The 24857-nt window shown below is 53.8% G+C and carries 22 protein-coding genes; 12 read left to right on the top strand and 10 right to left on the bottom strand.

Annotation, left to right across the window (positions count from 1 at the left end; all coding sequences use genetic code 11):
* Window positions 1-61: 61 nt before the first annotated feature.
* A complete protein-coding gene (nadB, locus tag ACN0YD_RS00535) occupies window positions 62-1702 on the bottom strand; it encodes an L-aspartate oxidase (protein WP_417316684.1) in 1641 nt (546 codons plus the stop codon).
* 50 nt (window positions 1703-1752) lie between these two features.
* Window positions 1753-2712, bottom strand: coding sequence for an ABC transporter ATP-binding protein (locus ACN0YD_RS00530; RefSeq protein WP_417316683.1), 960 nt, complete (start codon window positions 2710-2712; stop codon window positions 1753-1755).
* Between the two features lie 214 nt (window positions 2713-2926).
* Between ACN0YD_RS00530 and ACN0YD_RS00525 the strand changes: the two genes are divergently transcribed.
* The gene (locus tag ACN0YD_RS00525; RefSeq protein ID WP_417316682.1) at window positions 2927-3118 is read left to right on the top strand and encodes a zinc-finger domain-containing protein; all 192 of its coding nucleotides are present in this window, start codon (window positions 2927-2929) and stop codon (window positions 3116-3118) included.
* 45 nt (window positions 3119-3163) lie between these two features.
* Window positions 3164-5941 carry a DNA polymerase I gene (gene polA, locus ACN0YD_RS00520; protein ID WP_417316681.1) on the top strand — a complete coding sequence of 926 codons (2778 nt, stop codon included), beginning with the start codon at window positions 3164-3166 and terminating at the stop codon, window positions 5939-5941.
* A 70-nt stretch (window positions 5942-6011) separates the two neighbouring features.
* On the opposite strand, the gene ACN0YD_RS00515 is transcribed toward polA, so the two are convergent.
* From ACN0YD_RS00515 to ACN0YD_RS00500, 4 genes are all read right to left on the bottom strand, one after another.
* A complete protein-coding gene (locus tag ACN0YD_RS00515) occupies window positions 6012-8567 on the bottom strand; it encodes a TonB-dependent receptor (protein WP_417316680.1) in 2556 nt (851 codons plus the stop codon).
* A gap of 308 nt (window positions 8568-8875) precedes the next feature.
* Entirely contained in the window at window positions 8876-9259 is a 384-nt protein-coding gene (locus ACN0YD_RS00510) for an Hpt domain-containing protein (protein WP_417316679.1), read from the bottom strand.
* A 41-nt stretch (window positions 9260-9300) separates the two neighbouring features.
* Window positions 9301-9708 carry a hypothetical protein gene (locus tag ACN0YD_RS00505; protein ID WP_417316678.1) on the bottom strand — a complete coding sequence of 136 codons (408 nt, stop codon included), beginning with the start codon at window positions 9706-9708 and terminating at the stop codon, window positions 9301-9303.
* Between the two features lie 395 nt (window positions 9709-10103).
* Window positions 10104-12896 (bottom strand): SBBP repeat-containing protein, encoded by a 2793-nt coding sequence (locus tag ACN0YD_RS00500; RefSeq protein ID WP_417316677.1) that lies wholly within the window; start codon window positions 12894-12896, stop codon window positions 10104-10106.
* A 246-nt stretch (window positions 12897-13142) separates the two neighbouring features.
* On the opposite strand from ACN0YD_RS00500, the gene ACN0YD_RS00495 reads away from it, so the two are divergent.
* From ACN0YD_RS00495 to folD, 3 genes are read left to right on the top strand one after another with little or no spacing between them, the layout of a single operon-like run.
* Window positions 13143-13436: a YggT family protein gene (locus tag ACN0YD_RS00495; protein WP_417316676.1), complete on the top strand. Its 294-nt coding sequence runs from the start codon at window positions 13143-13145 to the stop codon at window positions 13434-13436.
* Window positions 13437-13441: 5 nt separating this feature from the next.
* A complete protein-coding gene (locus tag ACN0YD_RS00490) occupies window positions 13442-13756 on the top strand; it encodes a DUF167 family protein (protein WP_417316675.1) in 315 nt (104 codons plus the stop codon).
* Complete coding sequence (folD, locus tag ACN0YD_RS00485; RefSeq protein WP_417316674.1) at window positions 13753-14637, top strand: bifunctional methylenetetrahydrofolate dehydrogenase/methenyltetrahydrofolate cyclohydrolase FolD; 885 nt, start codon at window positions 13753-13755, stop codon at window positions 14635-14637. Before ACN0YD_RS00490 ends, folD begins: the two co-directional genes overlap by 4 nt.
* Before the next feature lie 26 nt (window positions 14638-14663).
* On the opposite strand, the gene ACN0YD_RS00480 is transcribed toward folD, so the two are convergent.
* Together ACN0YD_RS00480 and ACN0YD_RS00475 are read right to left on the bottom strand one after the other, a co-directional pair.
* Complete coding sequence (locus ACN0YD_RS00480; RefSeq protein WP_417316673.1) at window positions 14664-16157, bottom strand: carotenoid oxygenase family protein; 1494 nt, start codon at window positions 16155-16157, stop codon at window positions 14664-14666.
* An 11-nt stretch (window positions 16158-16168) separates the two neighbouring features.
* Window positions 16169-16603: a DUF2141 domain-containing protein gene (locus tag ACN0YD_RS00475; RefSeq protein WP_417316672.1), complete on the bottom strand. Its 435-nt coding sequence runs from the start codon at window positions 16601-16603 to the stop codon at window positions 16169-16171.
* A gap of 159 nt (window positions 16604-16762) precedes the next feature.
* Here ACN0YD_RS00475 and ACN0YD_RS00470 point away from each other — a divergent pair, with 159 nt between their 5' ends.
* Complete coding sequence (locus tag ACN0YD_RS00470; RefSeq protein WP_417316671.1) at window positions 16763-17614, top strand: LytTR family DNA-binding domain-containing protein; 852 nt, start codon at window positions 16763-16765, stop codon at window positions 17612-17614.
* A gap of 12 nt (window positions 17615-17626) precedes the next feature.
* A complete protein-coding gene (locus tag ACN0YD_RS00465) occupies window positions 17627-18268 on the top strand; it encodes a MarC family protein (RefSeq protein ID WP_417316670.1) in 642 nt (213 codons plus the stop codon).
* A 48-nt stretch (window positions 18269-18316) separates the two neighbouring features.
* Here ACN0YD_RS00465 and ACN0YD_RS00460 read toward each other — a convergent pair whose 3' ends face one another.
* Both ACN0YD_RS00460 and ACN0YD_RS00455 read right to left on the bottom strand, forming a co-directional pair.
* Window positions 18317-18571 (bottom strand): hypothetical protein, encoded by a 255-nt coding sequence (locus ACN0YD_RS00460; RefSeq protein ID WP_417316669.1) that lies wholly within the window; start codon window positions 18569-18571, stop codon window positions 18317-18319.
* A gap of 174 nt (window positions 18572-18745) precedes the next feature.
* Entirely contained in the window at window positions 18746-19399 is a 654-nt protein-coding gene (locus tag ACN0YD_RS00455; protein ID WP_417316668.1) for a hypothetical protein, read from the bottom strand.
* Between the two features lie 216 nt (window positions 19400-19615).
* Between ACN0YD_RS00455 and ACN0YD_RS00450 the strand changes: the two genes are divergently transcribed.
* From ACN0YD_RS00450 to tdh, 5 genes are all read left to right on the top strand, one after another.
* Window positions 19616-21019: an MATE family efflux transporter gene (locus ACN0YD_RS00450; RefSeq protein WP_417316667.1), complete on the top strand. Its 1404-nt coding sequence runs from the start codon at window positions 19616-19618 to the stop codon at window positions 21017-21019.
* A gap of 84 nt (window positions 21020-21103) precedes the next feature.
* Window positions 21104-21820 carry a lysophospholipid acyltransferase family protein gene (locus ACN0YD_RS00445; protein WP_417316666.1) on the top strand — a complete coding sequence of 239 codons (717 nt, stop codon included), beginning with the start codon at window positions 21104-21106 and terminating at the stop codon, window positions 21818-21820.
* Window positions 21821-21901: 81 nt separating this feature from the next.
* On the top strand, window positions 21902-22474 hold the full coding sequence (locus tag ACN0YD_RS00440) for a helix-turn-helix domain-containing protein (protein ID WP_417316665.1): 573 nt from the start codon (window positions 21902-21904) through the stop codon (window positions 22472-22474).
* A 107-nt stretch (window positions 22475-22581) separates the two neighbouring features.
* Window positions 22582-23775 carry a glycine C-acetyltransferase gene (locus ACN0YD_RS00435; RefSeq protein ID WP_417316664.1) on the top strand — a complete coding sequence of 398 codons (1194 nt, stop codon included), beginning with the start codon at window positions 22582-22584 and terminating at the stop codon, window positions 23773-23775.
* A 12-nt stretch (window positions 23776-23787) separates the two neighbouring features.
* Window positions 23788-24831, top strand: coding sequence for an L-threonine 3-dehydrogenase (tdh, locus tag ACN0YD_RS00430; protein ID WP_417316663.1), 1044 nt, complete (start codon window positions 23788-23790; stop codon window positions 24829-24831).
* The last annotated feature ends 26 nt before the right edge of the window (window positions 24832-24857 follow it).

Here is a 24857-nt window from a genome sequence, read left to right as displayed (position 1 = left end):
GTAGAAACTGACAGAAAGGCCCCGTATATACGGGGCCTTTTTTATTCATGCTGTCCGGATTTTATCGCAACACCGGACGGCGCGGCGGTTTGAGAATGGTATCCACACCTTCCAGGTCCGGGTCCGGGTCCGGATAATCCAGGGTATAGTGCAATCCCCGGCTTTCAGTGCGCTGCAGGGCAGAACGGATGATCAAATTGGCCACCGTCACCAGGTTGCGAAGCTCCAGAAGATCCGGCGTGACCCGGAAAAAGCTGTAATATTCGCGAATTTCCGCCGCCAGCATGTCGATGCGGCGCTGGGCCCGTTCGAGCCGGCGGGTGGTCCGCACAATCCCCACATAGTCCCACATGAAATGACGTAGTTCATTCCAGTTATGGCTCACCACCACTTCCTCGTCGGAGTCCGTCACCCGGGATTCATCCCAGGGTTTTATGGCGACGGTTTCATCGATGGACTCTATCTTGGCCAGAATATCCTCTGCCGCCGCGTTGGCCATGACCACACATTCCAGAAGCGAGTTGCTGGCCATGCGATTGGCGCCGTGCAACCCGGTATGGGTCACTTCACCAATGGCATAGAGATTGGTGACATCAGTTCGGCCATGCAGATCGGTCATCACCCCGCCGCAGGTATAATGAGCGGCCGGCACCACCGGGATCGGCTGCTGGGTCATGTCATAACCCAGCTTCAGGCAGCGTTCATAGATGGTCGGGAAATGACCTTTGACAAATTCCGGGTCCTTGTGGGTAATGTCCAGATAGACACAGGCTTCCCCCAGGCGTTTCATTTCATGGTCAATGGCCCGGGCAACAATGTCACGGGGGGCAAGTTCCGCCCGCTCGTCAAATCGCGGCATGAAGCGTTCACCATTCGACAGCCGAAGGTAGGCGCCTTCCCCGCGCAACGCCTCGGTCAGCAGGAAGGTTCTGGCCTCGGAATGATAAAGACAGGTGGGATGGAACTGGTTGAATTCCATATTGGCGACACGGCAGCCGAAGCGCCAGGCCAGGGCAATACCGTCGCCGGTGGACCCGTCCGGATTGGAGGTATAGAGATACACCCGGCTGGCGCCGCCGGTGGCCAGCACCGTTGTTTTGGCCTGGAATACATCCACAAGACCTCTGTCGGTGTCCAGGATATAGGCGCCGATACATTTCCGCAGGCTGGGATCCGGATTCTTGTCACTGACAAGATCCACCGCCACATGATTTTCAAACAGGGTAATATTTGGATGGGCCCGGGCCTGTTCCTCGAGGGACATCTGGATTTCCTTGCCCGTGGCATCCGCCGAGTGCAGGATGCGCCGATGGGAGTGCCCGCCTTCCTGGGTCAGGTGAAATTCCCGTTCCATGAAAGTATCGCGGCCCTTGCCGTTATTTTCCCGCCGCGTAAATTCAACACCCTGCTCCACAAGCCAGTTGATGGCTTTGGGGCCGCGCTCGACAATATAGGAGACCGCATCCCGGTGGCAGAGTCCAGCCCCGGCCACCATGGTGTCCTCGATATGAGATTCCAGCGTATCCTTGTCATGCTGGACGGCGGCAATACCGCCCTGGGCCCAGCTGGTGCTGCCGTCGCTCAGCTTCGATTTTGACAGAACCGCCACACGGGCCTTGTCCGCAGCCTTGAGTGCAAGCGTCAGACCGGCCGCTCCGCTGCCGATCACCAGCACATCAAATTCAAATTTTTCCTTAGACATTTATCAGTCCTTTGACCGTTTTCCCCCTGAATCCTTCCACCGCCCGGCGCCTAGTCTTCGGCCTGCCGGGCCCGGGTCAGCTGCAGGAATATGTCCTCGAGATCGCTTTCCCGGGTGGAAAGATCACTGATTCCAATATTGTCCCGGTGCGCCCGTTCCAGGATCTGCCCGACGGTTATGCTACTTGGACTGAAATGGATCAGCAACTCCCCTTCATCATTGAGCGACGCATTCAGATCGGCGAAAGAGGGCGGTATGGCTGAAAGAGCTTGCGTCGGCCGGATAATCAGAAGTTTTTCGTCCAGCTGCCTGAGCAGATTCGGTGTCGTATCGCAGGTAACCAGTTCTCCCTGGTTGATGATGGCGATCTGGTCGCACAGTTCTTCCGCTTCCTCCAGATAATGGGTGGTCAGAACAATGGTCACACCGCTTTCATGCAACTCGCGCACATATTCCCAGAGCTGCTGGCGCAATTCCACATCCACACCGGCCGTGGGTTCGTCCAGCACCAGGATCGGCGGGCTGTGAACCATGGCCTTGCCCACCAGAAGCCGGCGCTTCATGCCGCCGGACAGGGTTCGGGAATAGACATTGGCCTTGTCCGACAGATGGAGGATTTCAAGAATCTCGTCACTGCGGCGCTGTGCAGCGGGAATGTTGTAATATCCGGCCTGGAACTCCAGCATCTCCCGCGGCGTGAAGAAGGCGTCAAAATAGACTTCCTGGGGGACGATACCGATGGACGCCTTGGCGTTGCGGGGATGTTCATCAATATCAAAGCCCCAGATCCGGGCGCTGCCGGCCGTCTTGCGGACCAGGCCGGCAAGGATGTTGATGGTGGTGGATTTGCCGGCGCCATTGGGCCCCAGAAGCCCGAAAATAGATCCCCGGGGTATGGTCAGATCGATACCCTTAAGGGCCTGCTTGCCGCCTGCATAGGTTTTTTCAAGGCCGCGGATTTCAATCGCTGCATCGGCAAAAGTTTCTGAATGTGGATTTTGAACTGACAAAAGGCGCAATCCCGAAATTCAAATTTTACAGAGATTCACGGCCCCGGAGGCTAAAAATCTCTTGTTAAATGTACCGCTGAACGTTAATTCTGATACGAACAGATATCGGTAGCATCCGGCCTTCCGGCGGTCAATGAGAAATCTTTCCGGATTTCCCGGCCCCGCGGACTGAACCGGTTGCCATCACTAAGGAATTCACGGACGGAGCCCTTTCATGACTGAACAGACACAGGCCGCTGCCTCAAACCCGGCAACTGCCCATGAAATCATCGAGACCGACAAGAAACGCGTTGCCTGCAACGGTGGCGGCGGCGCCCTCGGCCACCCCCAGGTTTTTCTGGAAATGGGCAGCAAGACCAATGTTGTCTGCCCCTATTGCAGCCGGGAATATGTGCTGAAAAGCTAAATCGGCCGCACTGATACACATCACTTTCTCCGACAGGGACAATTAATGGCAGATCAAAAACCCGAGCATCTTTATCTGGTCGATGGATCGGGTTTTATTTTTCGCGCCTACCACGCCCTGCCGCCGCTGACCCGGCATGACGGCACACCGGTCAATGCGGTCATGGGCTTCTGCAACATGCTGTTCAAGCTGTTGAAGGACCTGGACGACAACGAACGGCCGACTCACCTGGCGGTCATATTTGATGCCGGACGCAAAACCTTCCGCAATGACATCTATCCCGACTACAAGGCGCACCGGCCGCCGGCACCCGAAGACCTTGTTCCCCAGTTTCCGCTGATCCGGGAAGCGGTAAAAGCCTTTAATGTCCCCGCCATAGACAGCGACGGCTATGAAGCGGATGACATCATCGCCACCTATGCCACCGAAGCGGAAAAAAAGGGATTTGAGGTCAGCATCGTGTCTTCCGACAAAGACCTGATGCAACTGATCACCGACAAGGTTTTCCTGTTTGACAGCATGAAGAACAAGGAAATCGGGGTCGAGCAGGTGATTGAAAAATTCGGCCACGGTCCCGACAAAGTTGTCGAGATTCAGGCCCTGGCCGGTGACAGCGCCGATAATGTTCCCGGTGTGCCCGGTATTGGGGTCAAAACCGCCGCCCAGCTTCTGGATGAATATGGCACCCTGGATGAACTGCTTGAGCGGGCAGGTGAAATCAAGCAACCCAAGCGGCGGGAAAAACTTCTGGAAAATGCAGAACTGGCCCGCATCAGCCGGGATCTGGTGACCCTGAAGCGGGACGTACCGGATTTGCCGGATCTGGACAGCTTCCGGGTGAAGGACATTGACGCCGACTCGGTAATGCCGTTCCTGGAAGACATGGAGTTCCGGTCCCTGCAGACCAAGATCCTGTCCTTCATGGGAAACAGCGATCCTGCCGCAGCCTCACCGACCGCGGAACCGGCACCGGGTGAAGAAAATTACGAGTCCGTAACAGATATAGAATCCCTGAAAAAATGGATTACGCTAGCGGAACGATCCCGCCAGGTGGCCGTTGATACGGAAACCACCTCGCTGGATGCCATGCGGGCAAAACTGGTGGGGGTCTCCCTCAGTGTGGAGAGCGGCAGGGCCTGTTATATCCCGCTTGGACATGTGTCCGGCAATGACGGAGAACTGGATCTGGGTGATGATACGGGTCCGGAACAAATTGATTTCAAGGAAGCGCTGGACCTTCTCAAGCCATTGCTGGAAAATCCGGCTGTTCTGAAAATCGGCCAGAATATCAAATATGATTATCTGATCCTGGCCAAGCACGGTATTCACATTCATCCGCTGGACGACACCATGCTGATGTCCTATGCCCTGGATGCCGGCCGCAACGGCCACGGCATGGATGAACTGTCGGAACTGCATCTGGGCCATAAAACCATTCCCTTCAAGGAAGTCTGCGGTACCGGCAAAAAGCAGATCACCTTTGACAAGGTGCCCCTTGACAAAGCGACCGATTATGCGGCCGAAGATGCGGACATTACCGGCCGCCTGCACCGGATCCTTAAACCGAGACTGGTGCATGAGCATATGGTCAAGGTTTACGAGACCCTTGAGCGGCCCATGGTGCCCGTCCTCGCCAATATGGAAAAGGAAGGCATTCTTGTGGACCGGCAGACCCTGAACCGCCTGTCCAATGATTTTGCCGAACGGCTGGCCGTGCTGGAAAAGGAAATTCACAAGCTTGCCGGGCGGGAATTTAATATTGCGTCACCGAAACAATTGGGTGAGATCCTGTTTGATGAAATGGGCTTCGAGGGCGGCAAGAAAAGCAAGACCGGCGCCTGGGGTACCGGTGCGGATGTTCTGGAAAAACTCGCCGTAGAGGGTCATGAACTGCCGGAACGTGTTCTTGACTGGCGGCAACTGGCCAAACTGAAAAGCACCTATACCGACGCCCTGCAAACCCAGATCGACCCGGTCACGGGACGTATTCATACCAGCTATTCACTGGCGTCCACGACCACGGGACGCCTGAGTTCCAACGATCCGAACCTGCAGAATATCCCGATCAGGACGGAAGAGGGCCGCAAGATTCGCCAGGCCTTCATTCCTAAGGAAGGACACAAGTTCCTGGCCGCCGACTATAGCCAGATCGAACTCCGGCTATTGGCTCATGTTGCCGGGATGCAAAGCCTCAAGGATGCCTTCAACGATGGGATCGATATTCACGCACTCACCGCCAGCGAGGTGTTCGGTGTGCCGATCAAAGGCATGGACCCGATCGTCCGGCGCCGGGCCAAGGCCATCAACTTCGGCATCATCTATGGTATCAGCGCCTTCGGGCTTGCCCGTCAGCTTGGCATTTCCAAGGGCGAAGCCAAGGATTACATCGACGCCTATTTCGAGAAGTTCCCCGGTATCCGCTCCTATATGGAGGATACCAAGGACTTTTGCCGCAAGCACGGATATGTGGAGACTGTTTTCGGCCGCAAGTGCCATATCAGCAGCATCAATGACAAGAACGGCATGCGCCGGGCCTTTGGCGAGCGGGCCGCCATTAATGCGCCCCTTCAGGGATCGGCCGCCGACATCATCCGCCGGGCCATGATCCGCATGCCGGAAGCATTGAAAAAGGCAAAGCTGAACGCCAGAATGCTGTTGCAGGTCCATGACGAACTGGTCTTTGAGGTCCCCGAAGGGGAAATCGATGAAACCATCCCGGTGGTAAAGGAAATTATGGAACAGGCCGCCCTGCCGGCGATGGAGATCTCCGTGCCGCTGATCGTCGATTGCGGCGTGGGCGACAACTGGGATGAAGCCCACTAGAAACATCTTAATTAAAGACAATAAAAAAGGCGGGAAATATCCCGCCTTTTCTTGTTCAGTTCCGGGAACCCTAGAAGTTATAGGTGCCCTGGACCATAATGGTACGGCCCTGACTCAGGAAGATATAGGTGGACTGAGCCCTAAATGTGCTCCCGGCCAGAGGAGATTCGCCACCGAACAGCTGGGTTTTCTTATCGGTCAGGTTCTGGCCAAGCACCGCCAGTTCCCAGGTACCGTCCGGATCAGTCAGGGCGATACGGGCATTAAGCTTGGCAAAGCCATCCTGAACCAAATTTGGATTCAAGTTGGCCGAGGCATGATATTCACTCGTAAAGAACATGTTCACATTAGTGTTTAGCACCAAAGCGTCAGTCAAATCCATGGTGTGATCGATTCCGACTGATCCCTGCCATTCGGACGCCAACTGGTTGGTTTCTCCTGTATAGTCACATAATCCGTCAGCTGCTGCAGGACCAAATGGTGTCTGTCCGAAATAACACTGTCCGTTAGGATAATCCGTAAACTCGAAATCCAGATAGGCCAGAGAGCCGGAGAGTGTCAAACCTTCCGCAACCTGCCAGCGGCCATCCAGCTCGAAGCCCAGGGCCTCTGCCTGACCGGCGTTGCCGACGTTAAAGCCGAGCTTGCCGTCAAAAATAGAGACCTGGAGATCTTCATACTCGGTATAGAAACCGGCAAAGTTCAATTCAGCCGCCCCGTCCGCAAGGGTCAGCTTGCCGCCAACTTCATAGTTGGTGGCTTTCTCATCCTCAAACTCAAAGGCATCTTCCATATCTACATAGAAGGATTTGAAGTTGGAGCGAAAATCATAGCCGCCGGATTTGCTGCCGGTAGCGAAGCTGGCATAGAGCATGACATCGTCATTCGGGCGATATTGCAACTTGATATCAGGCGTAAACTTGGTTTCGCTACGCTCGCCGGTCACCGGGTAATCTCCCAAGTAAGCAGCCTGTCCGAGGAACACCGGGTCAAAGCCGGCCGCCAGGCCTGCAGCGAAAGCCGGACCTACAAGGGGAGTCAAGACCTCTTCCAAATTTCCGGCAACCCTGTTGGAAGCCGCAAGGTCAAATACCAGGCCACTGAAATCCGGTGCAATTTGCTTGGCGCCGGTAAGTTCAGAACCGTCGATATTTGTCACCCAAATATCTTTATCACCACTTTTCTTCTCATGAGTAATTCGTCCCCCCAGTTGCAGGGAGAATTGTTCATTAATATTCCAGGTCAGCTGGGCAAAGGCGGAATAGACATCCGCATCCACGTGGGCCTCGCGCTGGGTGATGGTGTCGGACAGGAGATCACCTGCGCCGGTCACACCCAGAGCGCCGAACAATGGTGCAAAACCAGCCAGGGCCGGATTACCATTCAGAGCAGGCACGAGGACAGAATTCTGATCCAAAGTGAAATCATCGCTGAAATCATGGTCGCTGGTTTGGAAATAAGCACCAACAATATAATCGATGGTTTCCCCGCCCGGGGAAGTCAGGCGAATTTCCTGGGAAAATTGCTTATATTCTTCCTGGATCGGCAGGGAAAAGACGTTAGCCCCGGTAAAATCACAGTCACAGACTTCGTCATATTTGAATTTTGAATAACCGGTGACACTTTCCAGCATATGATCGCCGATGGCATAATTGAGGGTCATGACCGCTTCGGTGGCGTCATTATTACTCCAGTCACCATTGGCGCTGCGCTGACCATCCAGCGTGTTATTCAGCACTGAAGGATCCTGACCAAAGGCACCGACCAGAATCTGCGAATAATATAGACCGGCAAAAGCATTTGGCACCCCTGGAGCAAGCTCTGCTTCCGCGGGCAGTTCATTGGCAATTTCAATATTGCGTCCCACCACATCAAAGGCGCTGCGCTCCACCTTGAAGGTGGCGGTCAGGTCCTCGGACATATCCCATTCCAGAATACCGCGCACCGCCCAGTCTTCCTGCTGTGGTTCCTTGCGGTCAAGAGTCAGGTTGTCAATATAGCCGTCCTTGTCATGGTACCGGCCGGCAATCCTGGCCCGCATGGTATCGGACAGGGGACCGGACAATACGGCGGTGACCTCCTTGGCCACATCCACGAACTCATAAGCGCCGCTGACATAGCCTTCGAATTCCTCGGTCGGCTTTGCCGTCGTCATGTTGAGGGCGCCGGCCACGCTGTTCTTGCCGAACAAGATGGACTGCGGACCGCGCAGAACCTCGACCCGCGCCAGATCCAGGAACGGCTGTCTGGTCTGCTGGGCGCGTCCATGATGGATTCCGTCCACATAGACACCCACGGACTGTTCAAAGCCCTGGTTGTTACCGGAGCCGATACCGCGCATGAACACATTGGTGCCAATGCCGCTTTCCGCCATGGTGAAGTTGGGGACAGCAAACTGCAGATCGGCCATCCGTTCAATGGATTGCTCTTCCAGCTTTGCGCCGCTGACCACATTGACGGAAATCGGCACGTCACTCAGGCTCTGTTCACGATATTGAGATGTTACGACAATTTCTTCCAGAACAATGGCATCTTCTTCCTGGGCCTGCGCCATTTGCAAGCCTGTCATCAGAACGGAAGTGGAAATAAGAGCTGAGGTATTCTTAAGTAATTTCAGATAGGACATGTATCCTCCCATTTATTGTTAGATTGACCCGCTACTTGGTTGAAGGGGCAACTAATAACAGGATTTCCGCGACATGACTGATTACAGACACTCCCAGTGCGCGGCGCCGGTCCTTGTTTCTCTTAATATCCCAATTTGAGAATAAAAGGATGTCGACACTAATCCCTCTGCTGCCCGGTTCATCACAGATATTATACAAAAAACAGGCCGGCATCAACTATGAAACGGTCGTTTGTTTTCGATCGGTGCAAAAGATCTTATATACGGTCCGGGACACCGGTCCGCGCCAAACCTGAATCCGGGGAGGATCAGGCGTTATCTGACTTTGTCAGGCTCTTCTTTTCTTCAAGATAGACACTCAGCGCCTGTCGGGAAGTACTCATCAGGTCAAACACACCTGCAGCAATTTCCCTGATTTCAGTATCATCGCTTATTCGGCAGGCTTCTTCAAGCTTTCTGGCCAATTGATACAATGCCTCGAAACCAAATGTCTGACTGAGCGCCTTGAGACTATGCGCCTGAAGTCGGCAGGCAGTATAGTCTCCCGTCTCGATGGCCCCGGCAAGGGCCTCGCGCCGCTCCGAAAAATCGCGGAACAATTCCTCGACAATCGGATTGACCTGTGCCTGGCTGACACCACTGAGCATCACCTCAAGCTGATCCGTATCCAGCTTACTCGCATTCTGGTTCATAGTGCGACCCCCATGGTCCATGATTCCCGCCAGCGGTGTGCTCACCGTTTCTGAACAACCACATTGGAAATCAATACTTGTGCCTCTTTGTGCTTCAGCACCCGATTGGTCGCGCGCTGATACACCCTGCTTAATAATGCAACATTTATTGGCTCGTTGATATCAAAATATTTTAACGCCAGGCGATTGGTTTCCTGGGTATAGGCGCTGACAAGCCGGCGCATCTGCTTGCTGGCGTCCATCCGCTTTTCCGGATCGGTAATTTTGAGCTGAGAACTCACAGTCAGTACCCCGCCCGGCCGGCCCCGGCTGAACATGGTTATAATGACCGGGGAAACCGGAACATAGACTTCCTCGCCAAGCTGCTGGCCCTCGCCCTTTTTCTCCTCTGCAATTCCTGAAAAAGGGACCGCAACAGCGAAAAAAAGCAGGAGAATGAATCTAGACATGATCCTAAGCGACATTCAAGTATCCATGAAATCAAAGTGTATCAGAATTACAACTTACGCCGTAAAAGTATGCAAGCCGTTAATATATGCTTATAAGACTTTTGCAATATAAGAGTGTGTAAATTTATTTTTGCAATTTGCAATGATATTTGCAAAAGAAACAGGCTTTACGAGGTCAACGATCCTCCCAAACGGCAGAATCCCGGGATTATTACATTTGGCACGGTATTTGCTAATATATTATATGCCTCTGGAGCAGTGGCGGAGACAGCACATTTTCCGACCCCCCAACGGACCTAGCACCTGTTTCCGCCTCTCTCTGCCTTAAATATTTGATCTTTAATGGCCCCGAACGGGGCCATCTTTTTATGCAGTTTCCAGCAAGACGAAAAAAATCAGAACAGGACTCCGGCGCCCGAAGATCCGGAGCCGGCAAGAAGGCGGTTGAGACCGGCCTGGTAATTGGCAATCTTGGCTGTGAGGTGGGCCGGCACCTGGCCATTGCCTGCTGCCTGGGAGTCCTTTAGGATCGCCGCCTTTACGGGATCATAAAACATGGAACGGTAGGCGCGGCTGACTGTTGTCAGTGCATTTGTCAGCTGGTTCGCAATATATTCCGCTTCCTGCTTTGAACGAATCTGCGTCAGGTCCTTGATTTCGAGACCAAAAGCCCCGCCCAGGTCATTCGGGTCGGTTCCGGCCGTATCTTCACCAATGTCGAAAAGTTCTTCGGAAGACAGAACCTTCGTCGGCTCCAGCCCCAATTTGCGCAGGGCATCCTGCGATCCTTCTCCAGAGATTAACTCAACTGTTCCACCGTTTTTTGTGGCAATCTTCAGCCGCTGTCCGCCGTCACCGGTTGTCACGGATGCATTGAGATAACGAAACGACCGTTTATTGATGCGTTCGGCAAGATCATAGAAATCATCCCCTTCCATAATCTTTATCTTAAGGGGCGTTCTGTCGTTCACGGAAATATAGAAATAATCACCCTTAGCGGCCGTGGTCTGGGTTTCAATATCCCGGGTTTCCTTAAAGCCAACCTCTCCAGTTGGCAATCCCAGCCAGTTCAACACGGAGGAGCCTGTTGAAGAGAACCCAATGCCGACTCCGGCCGACAAACTTTCGGCGGCTCCGACCTGCTGGACCCAGTCCGTTGCGCCTGTGCTTCCATTGATCTTTGCCGCAAAGGCATCTGTATAGCCCGACTTGGTATCACCCGGCAGGGCGCCGCCGGTGGTACCGGCCACAAAAATAGAACCATTTGCCACGGTAAGGTCTTCGATGGAATCAGTCGCCCCCGTACCGAGGAAAGTTGTCCAGTTTGCGGACAGATTGCCGGCACTGTTGGCCAGGGAAATCACAAAACCGTCCCGACCGCCGCTGTTGGCTGCGACCACTGCACCGCCGCCGCTAAAAGAGGCGGATGAAGAGGTGCCCGCCAGATAAACACTGCCGCCGTCAATCACAATATCGGATATCTCGCCACCGGCAAGATCACCTACCACATGGCTGGACAGCTGGCTGGAAAGATCGTTCGCATCGAAGGTCCGGATGACGGCCTGTCCGTCTTCCTCGGAAGCTACCAGAACATTCCCGTCCGCATCAATGGCGATGGCCTGGCCGGTTTCGGTTCCCGCGCCGCCAAACTGGGCGACCTGAGCAACCGCTCCCGTGGTGCTGTCAAGCTGCATAACATAAGCGTCCTGGCCGCCACCGGCCGTCACGCTACCATTGTAGGCGCCACTGATTTCACCGGTGACATAAACATTGCCACTGGCATCGATGGCGAGCGAAGCAGGAGAATCCGTCCCTGCTGAATCGAGTTGCTGCGTCCAGAGTTCGGTCCCCCTATCGTCATACTTGATGACAAAACTATCCTTGCCGGAAAAAATATCCAGGTCTTCCAGTTCGCTGTCAATCTGTCCGGCGATAACCACGTTATCCTCACCATCAATGGCGATATCAAAGGCCTCTGCCGTATCTGTTGCTCCCACCAAGCGCGACCAGACCAGATTGCCGACTGAATCAAACTTGCTCAGATAGACGTCCGAAGTCTCTGCAACATTGATATTTGAGCCAAGGTCCCCCACCGTCGTACCAAGCACGTAGAGGTTCCCCTGACTATCCATCGCAGAAGCCGAAGCTGTGGTCTGTTCGGCAATCGGGTCCTGTTCAACCAGTTCTCCGTCGGCATCCTTGATTTCATGCAGCGGATTTTCCGAGTCGGTCGCGGCATGATTTGTCATCGACAGGATATTGCCGGAAGTTCCATTGTCTTTAAGCTTTGTAATGGAGGCGGTATCGGTCCCGCTACTTCCCTTGCTGGTGTTCCCCACAAGATAAACCGTCGGATCGGATACCGCTGCGGAAAAAGCGACAGATTCCCCTATGCCCCCGTCAATCATCAGGGAAAACCTGCCGTCTTCAACTTCCTCAATTTTAAACTCGGTGTCATATTTCGGGACTTCTTCGCCCTCGCCGTTCAATTTAGTGAGGGACCCAATCTGACCGTTAATATAATTCGTCAAACTTGTCATACTGACGGTCCCGCTGATCTGGGACAAGTCTATCACAATGTCGTCACTTTCGGTCCCATCGCCAACCGTTATGGTAAAAACCTCGTCTCCATTCAGACCCGGGATCGCCGAATATTTGGTTCCGATAAAGGAGACGGGAGAGGTATATTCATAGGTATTCTTGCCGAGGGTAACCTCTGTAGTGGCATTGGCTTTCTTTTCACCGGCGAACAGGGTCAGCTTCTCCAGTTCGAGGCCCTGAAGATATTCCTGAACCTCAATCATACCTTCACTGTATTTTGCACCGATCTTTTCCAGAAGCGAGGAAGAAGTCGTATCAGCAGCCGCATATTCAGCAATGGTCTTCAGGTCTTCCAGCGCCGTATACAGGGCGAAAAGGGCTTTTGCATCCTGGTCACTACCTGCAAGCTGCACTTCATCATCAGACAGGTTGATGAAACTGCGTTTGTCCCTTACTTCATTGTAACGGGCGCTGAGGGAACGTTCATCCGCGGTATCCCACGGGGTTGTAATGTCGGTCGCCCGCGGTCCTGAGGAGGTGCTGAAGTTGGCGGAAGACAGGGCGGAAGTGACGCGAAGATTGGTCTTCGCACCATAGTAATTCGCCAATAATGACGTATCAAAAGAGACAATCGAAAAATTCGACATATCCGGCCATTCTTTCCCTTCACCCGCCATCCGGGCGCAATTCAACACCTGCAGTTTAGGATCGAATCGTTAATAATCCGTTAGGATTTGACGGTATCACAGCCCTGAATCACTGCCAATAGGGCGATTTTGCCTAGTAACAACCCCTTGAAAAACGTATGTTTTCCCAACAAATGGTTGCATGGGCAAAGGAACGCTCCTATTTATTAACGAACTGTTGTTTTTGATCGGCTGACGGGACTTGATATGAGCGCATTGTATTTTCTGGTTGATACTGTTTTCACCCTTTATATCTGGGCCATCATTATCAGCGCTGTCATTAGCTGGCTGGTGGCTTTCGGCGTTATCAATACCCATAACCAGTTTGTCTATAATGTTTCCTACATGCTGCACCAGATTACCGAACCGGCGCTCCGTCCCATACGCAGGTTGATGCCAGACCTGGGTGGCGTGGATATTTCACCGATTATCCTGATCATCCTGCTTCAGGTCCTGAAGGTTTTCATCTTGCGGGACATCCTTATGCCCCTGATGATGTGATCTCCATGCTCCGGAAAGGCCCGGCCTCGGTCCATTTTGCCGTCAGGCTCAGCCCCGGCGCCTCCAGAAACGAGATCGGACAGATGGAAACAGGTGCGGACGGACGACCTGTGCTGCGGGCAAAAGTCACTACCGTGCCGGAAAAGGGCAAGGCCAACAAAGCGCTGATAAAAATGCTGGCCAGGGAATTGAGGATTCCAGCCGGGCAGTTTTCGGTTGCATCCGGGGCCACAAACCGCAATAAACAGATTGAAATTTCGGGCGACCCCGACGAACTCTGTAATCTGATAACCAGATGGATAAAGGACCGATCCCAGTGACTGCAGACATTATCGACGGCAAGGCCTTCGCGGCGAGATTAAGAGAAAATATCACCGGGCAGGTGGCCATCCTCAAGGACAAACACAATATCACACCGGGCCTGGCCGTGGTTATTGTTGGCGAAGACCCCGCCAGCCAGATTTATGTGCGTAACAAAAACAAGTCCACGCTGGAAGCCGGCATGAACAGCTTTGAGCATGTTTTGCCCGAGAATACCTCGGAAAAGGATCTCCTGGCCCTGGTGGACAAGCTGAACAATGATCCCGCCGTCAACGGCATTCTGGTCCAGCTGCCGCTGCCGAAACATATCAACGAAAGCGCCGTGATTGACGCCATCAGTCCGGCCAAGGATGTGGACGGCTTCCACGTCATCAATTCCGGCCTGTTGGCCACCGGTGGCGATGCCATCGTGCCCTGTACGCCGCTTGGCTGCCTTTTGATGCTGCAAGACCGGCTTGGTGACATGAGCGGACTTGATGCGGTGGTGGTGGGCCGGTCCAATATTGTCGGCAAGCCCATGGCCCAGCTTCTCCTCAATGAAAGCTGTACCGTGACCATCGCCCATAGCCGCACAAAAAACCTGCCGGAAGTCGTCGGCCGCGCCGATATTGTGGTGGCCGCAGTGGGGCGTCCGGAAATCATCAAGGGCGACTGGATCAAACCGGGCGCCACTGTCATCGACGTGGGCATCAACAGGGTCCCGAAAGAGGATGGCAAAAGCCGCATTGTCGGCGATGTGGAATTTGCGGCCGCCGCCGAACGTGCGGGCGCCATCACGCCGGTGCCGGGGGGTGTTGGCCCCATGACGATTGCCTGCCTTCTGAAAAATACCGTGACTGCCGCCTGTCGCCAGGCAGGGATCGAAGAGCCGGAAGTTTAATCCGGTTCTCCCCTCCTCAGGCGCCATCAAGCGCGGGCAAAATTGCCATGGAACCCCAGGCTGATGGGGAAGTCGAGCCAGGCCCGGGCCACCGGGCCAGCAGACAAGTTCTCCGCTTCAAAAATACTGACGCAGCTTCTTTTTGTGGGCCAATGTAGCGCGGTACCGACAAGCCAGCCACCAGCCTGTGTGTTCCTGTCACGTCCTTCCACCACAATATGTTCTTCCACAAGGAATCCGTCTCCGTAAGAATAGCTCTCTGTTTTGCCACTTTCGGGTTCCAGGCGGCGAATTGTATTCATCCAGTGCGGGGTATTGGCGGATCCGGCATGATAAATTGACTTGTTCTTCAGACCCGTCAGTCGTGGATAGAGGCGCGGGAATTCAGCCTGGCCCGGGGTGCGGGTTTCCGTCACCTTGCCGGTCGGAGATATCTGGTAAAATACAGCCTCCGACTGCAACTGCGGGTCCCTGATCTCGCCCCGCATCAGTTCGGCGAGTTCGGTCATCACATCCAGATTTTCGTAACGGCAGCAATCAAAATGGATGGTACCGTCCTTTTCTTCCCAGGCATTACCAAAATGAAACATGAAGCCCGGCGGCAGGTCATGCTGGCGCTTTACCGTCAAATCGTTCTTGTCCAGCACCATCAGGCGTACCGGCTGGTCAGCCCGGAAATTCATCCTGCCAAAAAATCCGAAACCCTTGCCCCCCATATCCAGAGAGGGCAAAATCAACAGAACGTGCTTCTCCGTGACCAGGAAATCATGCAGCATCGAATGATATCCCGTCGGCACTACGGCGACTTTTTTTAGTTGACCCGCGGACGACAAATGATAGATCACCGCCCGGCCGCGATTGTTATCCAGCCCCACATTCCAGATATCGCCATTGGGATCAACTTTCGGATGGGCGGAAAAGGGCATACCTTGTAATCCCTCACCCAACGCGACAAATCCCTTTGTATCCAGGCTATCCGCGGCCAACCGGGTCGCGGACCCGCCTTCCCACAAGGCCCAGATATCATTGCCCACCGGCAGAATGCTGGTATTGGCCACATTGGTCGCATCGGGACTTCCAACCCCCAGACTGTCCGGAATATCCGTGCCCGACCCGTCATAGAGAAACCGCCCGGCTTTTTCTTCCTGGATAAATTTAGGGGTTTTCACAAACCGGTCCCGGTAGGAAACTTTTCCGCCCCCAAACCGAAATGCCCGGATCATACCATCCCCTTCAAAGAGGTGAGCATAGCGGATTCCCCCGCGCTCCTGCAGCGCAGGTCCGTTGCGATAAAAAGTTCCCTCGAAACCCTCCGGGATTTTTCCTTCCAGCTTCAACTCATGGACATCTCGTTCCTGTTCCACATTTGCGTGGCCAAGCAGCCAGGGGTTTTTCTGCAGTGATTTGTGAAAAGCCTGCTGCACCGAAAGATTGTCCTCCACAAGAGCCCAGAGCGGCTGGGGAAGGGCGGCGGTCAGTCCAAGAATGCCGGCTTGCTGGAGAAAAAGTCGTCTATCCATCATCATTACTCCTATTGCAGAATTACTATAGTTTTCACCAGAATGTCGTCTGGCCCCACTGTCACTTTCATATCCTCAAAAGACGGCGGGCCGTAATTGGCCATGGCTTTATTGGAAAAGCCGAATTTTTCCGTCGGAATACCGAACAGATTGTTGTCCATTTTGCCGTTACCGTTTTCATCCAGATAAAGACGAACCGCATAGGCGCCGGGCTTGAGACCGGAAAAAGAAAAACCCAAATCATTCCCGGTGACTTCCGTCATGGTCCCCGCATAGGGATTGCCCACGGCATAATTATCAGCACCCTGAAAGAGCTGGGCATAAAGCCGGCCTTTGCTTTCCTTAAGCCCCTCGACCTCGACCCGAAGTTCAGCTGAACTTGCCACTGAGGTCACAGCGCCCACCAAAAACGCGGTCGCGCACATTAATGTCATGATATTTTTCATTTTGTTTCCGTTCACAATTCAGTATCTTGGCTCTGAGACATGCATATCTCGAGCCTCTAGGGACAACAAAGGGGGATACGTGAAACAGGCAGGTTGTTTCGTGAATCGACCCGGAAACAAAGGGTATCCAACTGGCGATGCGCAAACGGGACAGCATTGATGCATAAAGGACACTGGCAGGGTAGCCTTCGGGAACATCGTCCAGACCTGAAAGATATCGGGATTATCGCCAGCGCTGGCATACTGCTTGGCATTCTGGGACCCTTCGGCACCTATGAGAAGGATCTGACGACAAGCCTCACCTTCTGGCTTTGCACTTGCCTGGCAGGATATGCGGTTTACCTTCCCTTTATGATTATCGCCGGCGTCATCGCCGGGGCAAAAAACATCCCGATCCTGCTGGGATATGTTTTTATGTCGCCCTTCGCCGCCATTCCCATGACCTTTGTGGTCCAACTGGCCAATATTATTATTTTTCATGATGATGCTCCGAATAATCCGGACGATTTTTTAAACCTTTATCCCTTGGTCCTTGTTATCGGCCTGACAGTTACCGCCGCCAGCCAGGTCCGTAACGAATTTACCCGGCGGACAAAAAAAGTACTGGAAAGAGCCAAAACCCCTCATTCGGCCGAATTACCGGAACCTGGCCGCCTGTTTCTGGATCGATTGCCGCCGGCGCTGGGGCGTGATTTGATTTGTATTGGTATGGAAGACCATTACCTGCGCGTCTATACAGAAAAGGGGGAGCATATGTTGCTGCATCGTATGAAAGATGCCATAAGCGAGCTGGAAGATTATGACGGACTTCAGGTCCATCGCTCATGGTGGGTGGCCAACCGGTCGGTCAAAAATCTGGAACGGGACGGTCGCAAACTCTCCCTGGTCATGAGCAACGGTCTGGTCATTCCCGTCAGCCGCAGCTTTCAAGCCATGGTCAGAGAGCAATTTCCGCCCGGCAAATATGAGAAAATATCATTAGATAAAAAAGCTGAATCAACAGAGATCTGAGGGGATCCATAAATGTATGAATTGTTTATCACGAGTTTTGTGACCCTGTTTGTGGTCATTGATCCGCCGGGAATCGCCCCTATTTTTGCCGTGATGACATCCGGGCAGGACGCCGCCTATAAACGGAAAATGGTCTTCCGGGCCACACTGGTGGCAACGATCATCCTGGTGTTTTTCGCTTTTGTCGGCAAAGGCTTCCTCGGCCTGCTCGGAATCAGCATGGCCGCCTTCCGCACCGCCGGCGGTTTTCTCCTGTTTCTGATCGCCATGGAAATGGTATTTGAAAAACGCACCGAACGGCGTGAGAAAAAAGCGGAACATGATGACTTTTACGATACCCTGCAGGACGAACCAGAAGATATCTCGGTCTTTCCGATCGCCATTCCTTTCATGTCGGGACCGGGCGCCATCGCCACCATTATGCTGTTAATGGGACAGGCGGGCGAAGACTGGACCTCAAAGGGACTTATCCTCACCGCCCTGCTGACCGTGATCGCCTCCACAACCATCATCCTGTTGCTGTCGACAAAAATCATGGAAGTGGTGGGACATACCGCCGCCAACGCCTTCACACGGATTCTCGGTGTGATCCTGGCCGCCCTGGCCACGCAATATATGTTTGACGGAATCCGCGTCAGTTTCTTCGGCGGCTGATGCAGGACAACATTCCACAGGACAATTTTAGCTAACAGTTAGTGAATTTCACAATGTTATATTTTGAAATTCACTAACTTTTCTGGTTTCCGGCAGCACCACAATTCCAGGATCTTCCATTTTTCCTTTATTTTTCAGCACATTATAAACTTCAAGAAAAACTGGCACGCTTCCTGCAAATACGAATATAAAATTTAACATCGTATCGCAAAACGGAGAGTGAAAATGGAAATCTGGACCCTGATCAAGAACAGCAAAAGCGGCAACCCCCTTCTGAAAAACCTGCCCCTGAACAAGAGACATGGCCGTCGCCTGCGGCGCCAGCGCCGGTCAACAACGGTTTTTGCCTGAGACTATTCGCCGGGACTCTATCCGCCCTGCCTGAAAGAATTTACCACCCGTGACTCCCTCCGGATGTCACAATTGCCTGAGAACCTGACTGCCCGGCCCACACAGCCGGGCTTTTTTTGTTTACAATCAGGCCAGCAAATCGGCAGCTGTTCCCTGCTCAACAACAACAGGGTTTTTCGCGTCAATGGTCTGGGAGGACAGCAGGTTACCGTCCACGGATTGTTGTCCGATGGTAATATCGATCTGAAACCCCACGGAAATGGAGAGCGATACCAGGGAAGGAGTATTCTTTGTCCCTTCCCCTGCTTCCGTCTCTTGCTTCGTCACCACAGACTCTTCATTTTCCGTCGCTTCAGCGATGTCGGCCTTGCTTTCGTCAAGCGCCAGTTGATCCAAACTCGCCCCGCCCTTCAGGGCGGTCAGGAAATCCCCCAGAATCTTGATGGCAAAAACCTTGAGCATTTTTTGCATAAAGTTTTCAAAGAAAGCCAGGCCAGACCGGCGTCGACGGTTGCGGAAGGGATGAAAATCACGCTCCCTGATCTTCTCACCGTCGTTTTCCGCCTTGTCAGCGCTGACGTCAGACCGGAGATGATGGCGCCCCACCTTGCTGAGATTGATTTCGAAAGACCGTCTTTCCACCGGCAGCTTGTCAACTTCCCGGTCAGGGCGACTTACTGTCTGCGAATGGCGGCGATGACTGTAAAAATTTCTGTAACCGGAAGCCACATCGGCACCGGAAAAAGGGGAGAACAATCCGGTTAAGGAGAAATCTGACATAACAATATCCTTCTGATACTATTGGCCGGATGCTTTTTGCATCCCTGCATGTCCATATTTTGTCTGACAATTATCGACCTAAAAGGTTAACGAAAAACTGACGGCACTTTTTCGCCTTGAAAATTGTCAGATGAAAATACTGTAACAGCATATTTTTTTAATGACAGATACCGGAAAGCGGCGTAAGAGTGGTCCCCTTTTTTGGGGAAACCGGCAATGCAGGATATAACAAAAACAGAAGAAAAAAACTGGTTGCGACAGCGGCTGGGCCGTCAGCTCAGCGAACTCACGCGCCTGTCTTTTCCCATCGTCCTGCAACGCATCGGCATCATGACCATGGGAGTGGTGGATACCATGATGGTCGGTCATGTCAATGCGACGGAACTTGCCTATCAGAGCGCCGGCGACATCCCCGTAACCACCATGATTGTTCTTGCCCTCGGCCTGCTGTCCGGGGTCATGATCCTGAGCTCCAACGCCTGCGGGGCGGACAGGCCCCGGGAAAGCGGCCTGATCTGGAAAAGAGGCATGATCCATGCGGCAGGCATGGGCATCCTGAGTCTTCTGGTCTGCCTGTATGGCGAGGAAATACTGCTTCTGCTGGGACAGACGCCGGATATTTCCCGGGGTGGCGGGGAAGTTATTTTCGTGCTGGGTCTCGGCATGCCTTTCCTGACCATGATGCTGGCCAGCACCTTTTTTCTCGAAAGCATCAGCCGCCCCCTACCGAGCCTGATCATCATGATTGCCGCCAACCTGGTGAATGTCTTCCTGAACTGGGTACTGGTTTTCGGCCATCTCGGCTTCGACCCCATGGGCGCCGTCGGCTCGGCCTGGGCGACAACCATGGTTCGGCTGTTTCTCTGCGTTGCCCTTGTCGGCTACATCATCTACATGAAGGAATCGGCATATTTCGGCATCCGGGACAAGGCGGATCTCAGCTGGAAAAGCTGGGCGCGGCAACGCCAGGTCGGTTACGCCGTCGGCATTACCAACGGCGCCGAACATATGGGCTTTGCCGCCCTGATGGTCTTTGCCGGCTGGCTTGGTGCGGCCACCCTGGCCGCAACCTCCATCACCATCAAGCTGTTCGGCCTGCCCTTTATGATCGGGATCGGGATCGGCGGCGCCACCGCGGTACGGGTAGGCATTGCACTCGGCCGGAAAGACTTTCGGGATCTCGTGCTTGCCGGAAGCTGCGGCCTGCTTCTCAATGTTACCATCATGCTGCCGCTCTCCATACTGATGTGGTTTCATGCCGAAACCCTGGCCCGCTGGTTTTCCTCGGATGCGCTGCTGATCAGCCTGGCAACGCCGCTTATTGCCCTGGCCGGGCTGATGCTCCTGCTGGATACGGCACAGGCCGTCATGGGCAATGCCCTGAGAGGAAGACAGGACATCTGGATCCCCACACTCATATATATTTTCTGCTACAATGTGGTCATGATCCCGCTTTGCTGGTATCTGGCCTTTCCCTTCGGGCAGGGTGCAGAGGGACTCTTCATAGCGATTATTCTGGTCAGTATTCTGGCTGCCATGCTGGCCGGCGGCAGGTTTTATTACCTGTCCTGGCAGGACCAAAAAAATGCAGTCACTGCAAATAATGCAAGCCGGCAATAACAGGAGCCGGAAACGGCGTTTTTTGCATTCGGCAGAAAAAAAGACTACACTGCGGCAACAATATTAAAGTGGCGTGTCCGGGAAATGCTGTATTTACGTTCGATCCTCTTCAACACCTTCTTCTGGGTGGGAACCCCCCTGCTAATTCTTTTCATTCTCGTGCCCTTGATGCTGTGCCGGACCGACCGTCCCATACGTCGGGTGATCCTGTGGTGGGGCGGTGTCGTGTTCTGGATGCTGGAGCATCTGGTGAATATCAAAATCGAAATCCGGGGCCAGGAAAATATCCCCAAAGACAAGGGATTCATCCTGTGCGCCAAACATATGAGCAATATTGATGCCTTCATTGCCTTCAGCCAGGCGCCAACCCTGACAGCCCTTGGCAAAAAAGAACTGTTCATGGTGCCGGGCCTGGGTCATGTTCTGAAAAAACTGGGGGTCATTTCCATTGATCGCCAGTCCGGCACGGCCCACAAGGTCACGCCACAAGTGGCGAAAATTATCCATGACGGGAAACTGCCGCTGCTGGTCTATCCGGAGGGCACCCGCACCCTGATCGGCGAACGCCGGAGGCTGAAGAGCGGCGCCTTTCATATTCAGGAAGGACGGGACATTCCGGTGATTACCCTGGCCAGCAATTCGGGTCAGCACTGGATGAAGCGGAATTTCAGAAAAATCCCCGGCACAATAGTCGCCGAGTTCCACCCGCCGTTGCCTCGCGGACTGGACAAGATCAGCTTCATGCAGCAGATGACCCGGGAAATTGTCCAGCGTAGCGAAGAGCTCATGCACCACAAATAATCCAGCCATCGACAAAGGGACAGATTCCTCTTCCCAGCCATTCCATTGTTCAATATAGTGGAAACAATTCAGGAGCACCCCATGTCCAGACATTCGCCACCAGATGTCGGCCGCAAGATCAAGGAATTGCGCGCCGCCCGCAAAATGACGCTGGAACAGCTTGCCAAAGCGTCCGGCGTTTCAAAATCCATGCTGTCCCAGATCGAACGGGGCCGGACCAATCCGACCGTCGCCACCTTGTGGAGCCTGACTGCGCCGCTGGACATCGCCCTTGCCGACCTTCTCGATAGTGCGGGTCAGGACCAGGGCACCCGGCACGAAATTGCCGTGCTGAAAAGCCACCAGTGCCCGGAAATCCAGAGTGCGGACGGCAAATGCAGCCTCAGAATTCTGGGCCCCATTGATCTTGTTTCGCATACGGAATGGTATGATATGCGGCTGGAACCGGGCGGTATACTCGAGTCGGAGCCCCATTCGGCAGGGACCCGGGAACATATCACGGTCCTTGAAGGCTCCCTCCGGGTCAGCAACGGCCTCCATCACCAGGAGATCGAGGCCGGCGACACAGCCCGCTATGAAGCGGATATTCCCCATGCCATTGAAAATACCGGCACAGGAAAAGCCCGGGCCATGCTGGTGGTACTTGCCGGCTGACATCTCGATTAATCCAATATATTATATTATATTTTTAATATATTGTATTTTCCGCTATTATGGTATAATTACAGCTTTCAAATTCAACCGTCCAGGGTGCTGTTGCCATGTCCCAAAACTATATCGATCATCTTTCCGCCGAAATTGCCGCCCTCAAGGACACCGGTCTTTACAAGGCCGAACGTATCATTACCAGCCCGCAGCAGTCGATTGTGCATGTGGCCCGGAAAGGGGAATTGGATTTAATCAATTTCTGTGCCAATAACTATCTTGGCCTCTCCAATGATCACCGTCTTGTCGAGGCCGCCAAAGCGGCCCTGGACAAATACGGATACGGCATGTCCTCGGTCCGCTTCATCTGCGGCACCCAGGATGTGCATAAGGAACTGGAAGGCAAGCTGTCGAAATTCCTCGGCACCGAAGATGTCATCCTGTACCCGAGTTGTTTCGATGCCAATGCAGGCCTGTTCGAGACTCTTCTTGGCGAAGAGGACGCCATTATTTCCGACGCGCTCAACCATGCCAGCATCATCGACGGTATCCGGCTGTGCAAGGCGAAACGGTTCCGCTATGCCAACAACGATATGCAGGCTCTGGAAGATTGCCTTAAAAAAGCACAGGACCGCCGCTTCCGCCTGATTGCCACGGACGGTGTCTTTTCCATGGACGGTATCCTGGCCAACCTGCCCGCAATCTGCGACCTGGCGGAAAAATATGACGCCATGGTCATGGTCGACGACAGTCATGCCGTGGGCTTCATGGGGAAGAGCGGCGCCGGCACACCGGAATACTGGGGTCTGTCCGACAGGGTCGATATCCTGACCGGCACCCTGGGGAAGGCCATGGGCGGCGCCTCCGGCGGATATACCGCCGCCAATGCGGTTATTGTTGACTGGCTGCGTCAAAGATCACGGCCTTATCTGTTCTCCAACACCCTGGCCCCGGTCATCGCCGCAACAAGCTGCACGGTCATAGACCTTCTGGAGGAAAGCGCCGACCTGCGTGAGAAGGTGCACACAAATGCCGCCTATTTCCGGGAAAAGATGGAAAAAGCAGGCTTTACCCTCGCCGGCGCCAATCATCCCATCGTGCCTGTCATGCTGGGCGATGCACGCCTTGCCGGCGAAATGGCCGATCGGCTGCTGGAAGAAGGCATTTTTGTCATCGGTTTTTCCTATCCGGTCGTGCCGGAGGGGAAAGCCCGGATCCGTACACAGATTTCCGCCGCCCACAGCACAGAACAAATAGACCGCGCCGTAGATGCCTTCAGCCGTATCGGCCGGGAACTTGGTGTTTTATAGAGGAGTACGACCATGAAAGCCCTGGTCAAAAGCAACGCGGAAGAAGGTATCTGGATGCAGGACATTCCGGAACCGGAGATCGGTCACAATGATGTTCTGGTCCGGGTCCGGAAAACGGCCATCTGCGGCACAGACATCCATATTTACAACTGGGACGAATGGGCACAGAAAACCATTCCGCTCGGCATGCAGGTGGGCCATGAATTCGCCGGCGAGATTGTGGAACTGGGTTCGGAAGTCCAGGGACTGTCCATCGGCCAGAGGGTATCCGCCGAAGGTCATGTGACCTGTGGTCATTGCCGCAATTGCCGGGCCGGCAAAAGGCACCTGTGCCGCAATACGCTGGGCATCGGGGTCAACCGGCCGGGTGCCTTCGCCGAGTATATCTCCGTCCCGGCGATCAATATATGTCCCTTGCCGGATGAAATCAGCGATGAGATGGGCGCCATTCTCGACCCTCTCGGCAATGCCACCCACACGGCGCTCAGTTTCGACCTGGTTGGCGAAGATGTGCTGATCACCGGCGCCGGGCCGATTGGAATCATGGCCGTGGCCATTGCCCGTCATGTGGGCGCCCGAAATGTGGTGATCACCGATGTTAACGATTTTCGACTTGATCTGGCCAAAAAAATGGGCGCAACCCGGACGGTCAATGTCTCCCGTCAGGACCTGAAACAGGTTATGGCCGCACTTCATATGCATGAAGGCTTTGATGTGGGACTGGAAATGTCTGGTGTTCCCCAGGCTTTCAATAACATGCTTGAAACCCTGAATCATGGCGGTAAAGTTGCCCTTCTTGGCCTGTTACCGGCAGAAACCGGCATCGACTGGAACCATGTTATTTTCAAGGGACTCGAAATTCATGGCATCTATGGCCGCAAAATGTTCGAGACCTGGTACAAGATGATCGCCATGCTGGAAAGCGGTCTTGATCTCGGCCCGATCGTCACGCATCACTTCCCCGTGGAAGACTTCCAGACAGGTTTTGACATGATGAGATCGGGTCAGTCCGGAAAGGTTATTCTGGACTGGCAGAAAATTGATCCTTCCTCTTGACCGGCAGGAGTTTAACGTATAAATCA

Source organism: Emcibacter sp., from assembly GCF_048269205.1.
Classification (GTDB): Bacteria; Pseudomonadota; Alphaproteobacteria; order Sphingomonadales; family Emcibacteraceae; genus Emcibacter.
Note: the sequence above shows the minus strand (reverse complement) of the source record. Positions and strands in the feature narration are given on the sequence as shown.

What these genes read in the sequence shown, in the direction of transcription:
- nadB (WP_417316684.1), bottom strand. Translation starts at nt 1,702, where the DNA reads ATGTCTAAGGAAAAATTTGAATTTGATGTGCTGGTGATCGGCAGCGGA.
- ACN0YD_RS00525 (WP_417316682.1), top strand. Translation starts at nt 2,927, where the DNA reads ATGACTGAACAGACACAGGCCGCTGCCTCAAACCCGGCAACTGCCCAT.
- polA (WP_417316681.1), top strand. Translation starts at nt 3,164, where the DNA reads ATGGCAGATCAAAAACCCGAGCATCTTTATCTGGTCGATGGATCGGGT.
- ACN0YD_RS00515 (WP_417316680.1), bottom strand. Translation starts at nt 8,567, where the DNA reads ATGTCCTATCTGAAATTACTTAAGAATACCTCAGCTCTTATTTCCACT.
- ACN0YD_RS00510 (WP_417316679.1), bottom strand. Translation starts at nt 9,259, where the DNA reads ATGAACCAGAATGCGAGTAAGCTGGATACGGATCAGCTTGAGGTGATG.
- ACN0YD_RS00505 (WP_417316678.1), bottom strand. Translation starts at nt 9,708, where the DNA reads ATGTCTAGATTCATTCTCCTGCTTTTTTTCGCTGTTGCGGTCCCTTTT.
- ACN0YD_RS00500 (WP_417316677.1), bottom strand. Translation starts at nt 12,896, where the DNA reads ATGTCGAATTTTTCGATTGTCTCTTTTGATACGTCATTATTGGCGAAT.
- ACN0YD_RS00495 (WP_417316676.1), top strand. Translation starts at nt 13,143, where the DNA reads ATGAGCGCATTGTATTTTCTGGTTGATACTGTTTTCACCCTTTATATC.
- ACN0YD_RS00490 (WP_417316675.1), top strand. Translation starts at nt 13,442, where the DNA reads ATGCTCCGGAAAGGCCCGGCCTCGGTCCATTTTGCCGTCAGGCTCAGC.
- ACN0YD_RS00480 (WP_417316673.1), bottom strand. Translation starts at nt 16,157, where the DNA reads ATGGATAGACGACTTTTTCTCCAGCAAGCCGGCATTCTTGGACTGACC.
- ACN0YD_RS00475 (WP_417316672.1), bottom strand. Translation starts at nt 16,603, where the DNA reads ATGAAAAATATCATGACATTAATGTGCGCGACCGCGTTTTTGGTGGGC.
- ACN0YD_RS00470 (WP_417316671.1), top strand. Translation starts at nt 16,763, where the DNA reads ATGCATAAAGGACACTGGCAGGGTAGCCTTCGGGAACATCGTCCAGAC.
- ACN0YD_RS00465 (WP_417316670.1), top strand. Translation starts at nt 17,627, where the DNA reads ATGTATGAATTGTTTATCACGAGTTTTGTGACCCTGTTTGTGGTCATT.
- ACN0YD_RS00460 (WP_417316669.1), bottom strand. Translation starts at nt 18,571, where the DNA reads ATGTCTCTTGTTCAGGGGCAGGTTTTTCAGAAGGGGGTTGCCGCTTTT.
- ACN0YD_RS00455 (WP_417316668.1), bottom strand. Translation starts at nt 19,399, where the DNA reads ATGTCAGATTTCTCCTTAACCGGATTGTTCTCCCCTTTTTCCGGTGCC.
- ACN0YD_RS00450 (WP_417316667.1), top strand. Translation starts at nt 19,616, where the DNA reads ATGCAGGATATAACAAAAACAGAAGAAAAAAACTGGTTGCGACAGCGG.
- ACN0YD_RS00445 (WP_417316666.1), top strand. Translation starts at nt 21,104, where the DNA reads ATGCTGTATTTACGTTCGATCCTCTTCAACACCTTCTTCTGGGTGGGA.
- ACN0YD_RS00440 (WP_417316665.1), top strand. Translation starts at nt 21,902, where the DNA reads ATGTCCAGACATTCGCCACCAGATGTCGGCCGCAAGATCAAGGAATTG.
- ACN0YD_RS00435 (WP_417316664.1), top strand. Translation starts at nt 22,582, where the DNA reads ATGTCCCAAAACTATATCGATCATCTTTCCGCCGAAATTGCCGCCCTC.
- tdh (WP_417316663.1), top strand. Translation starts at nt 23,788, where the DNA reads ATGAAAGCCCTGGTCAAAAGCAACGCGGAAGAAGGTATCTGGATGCAG.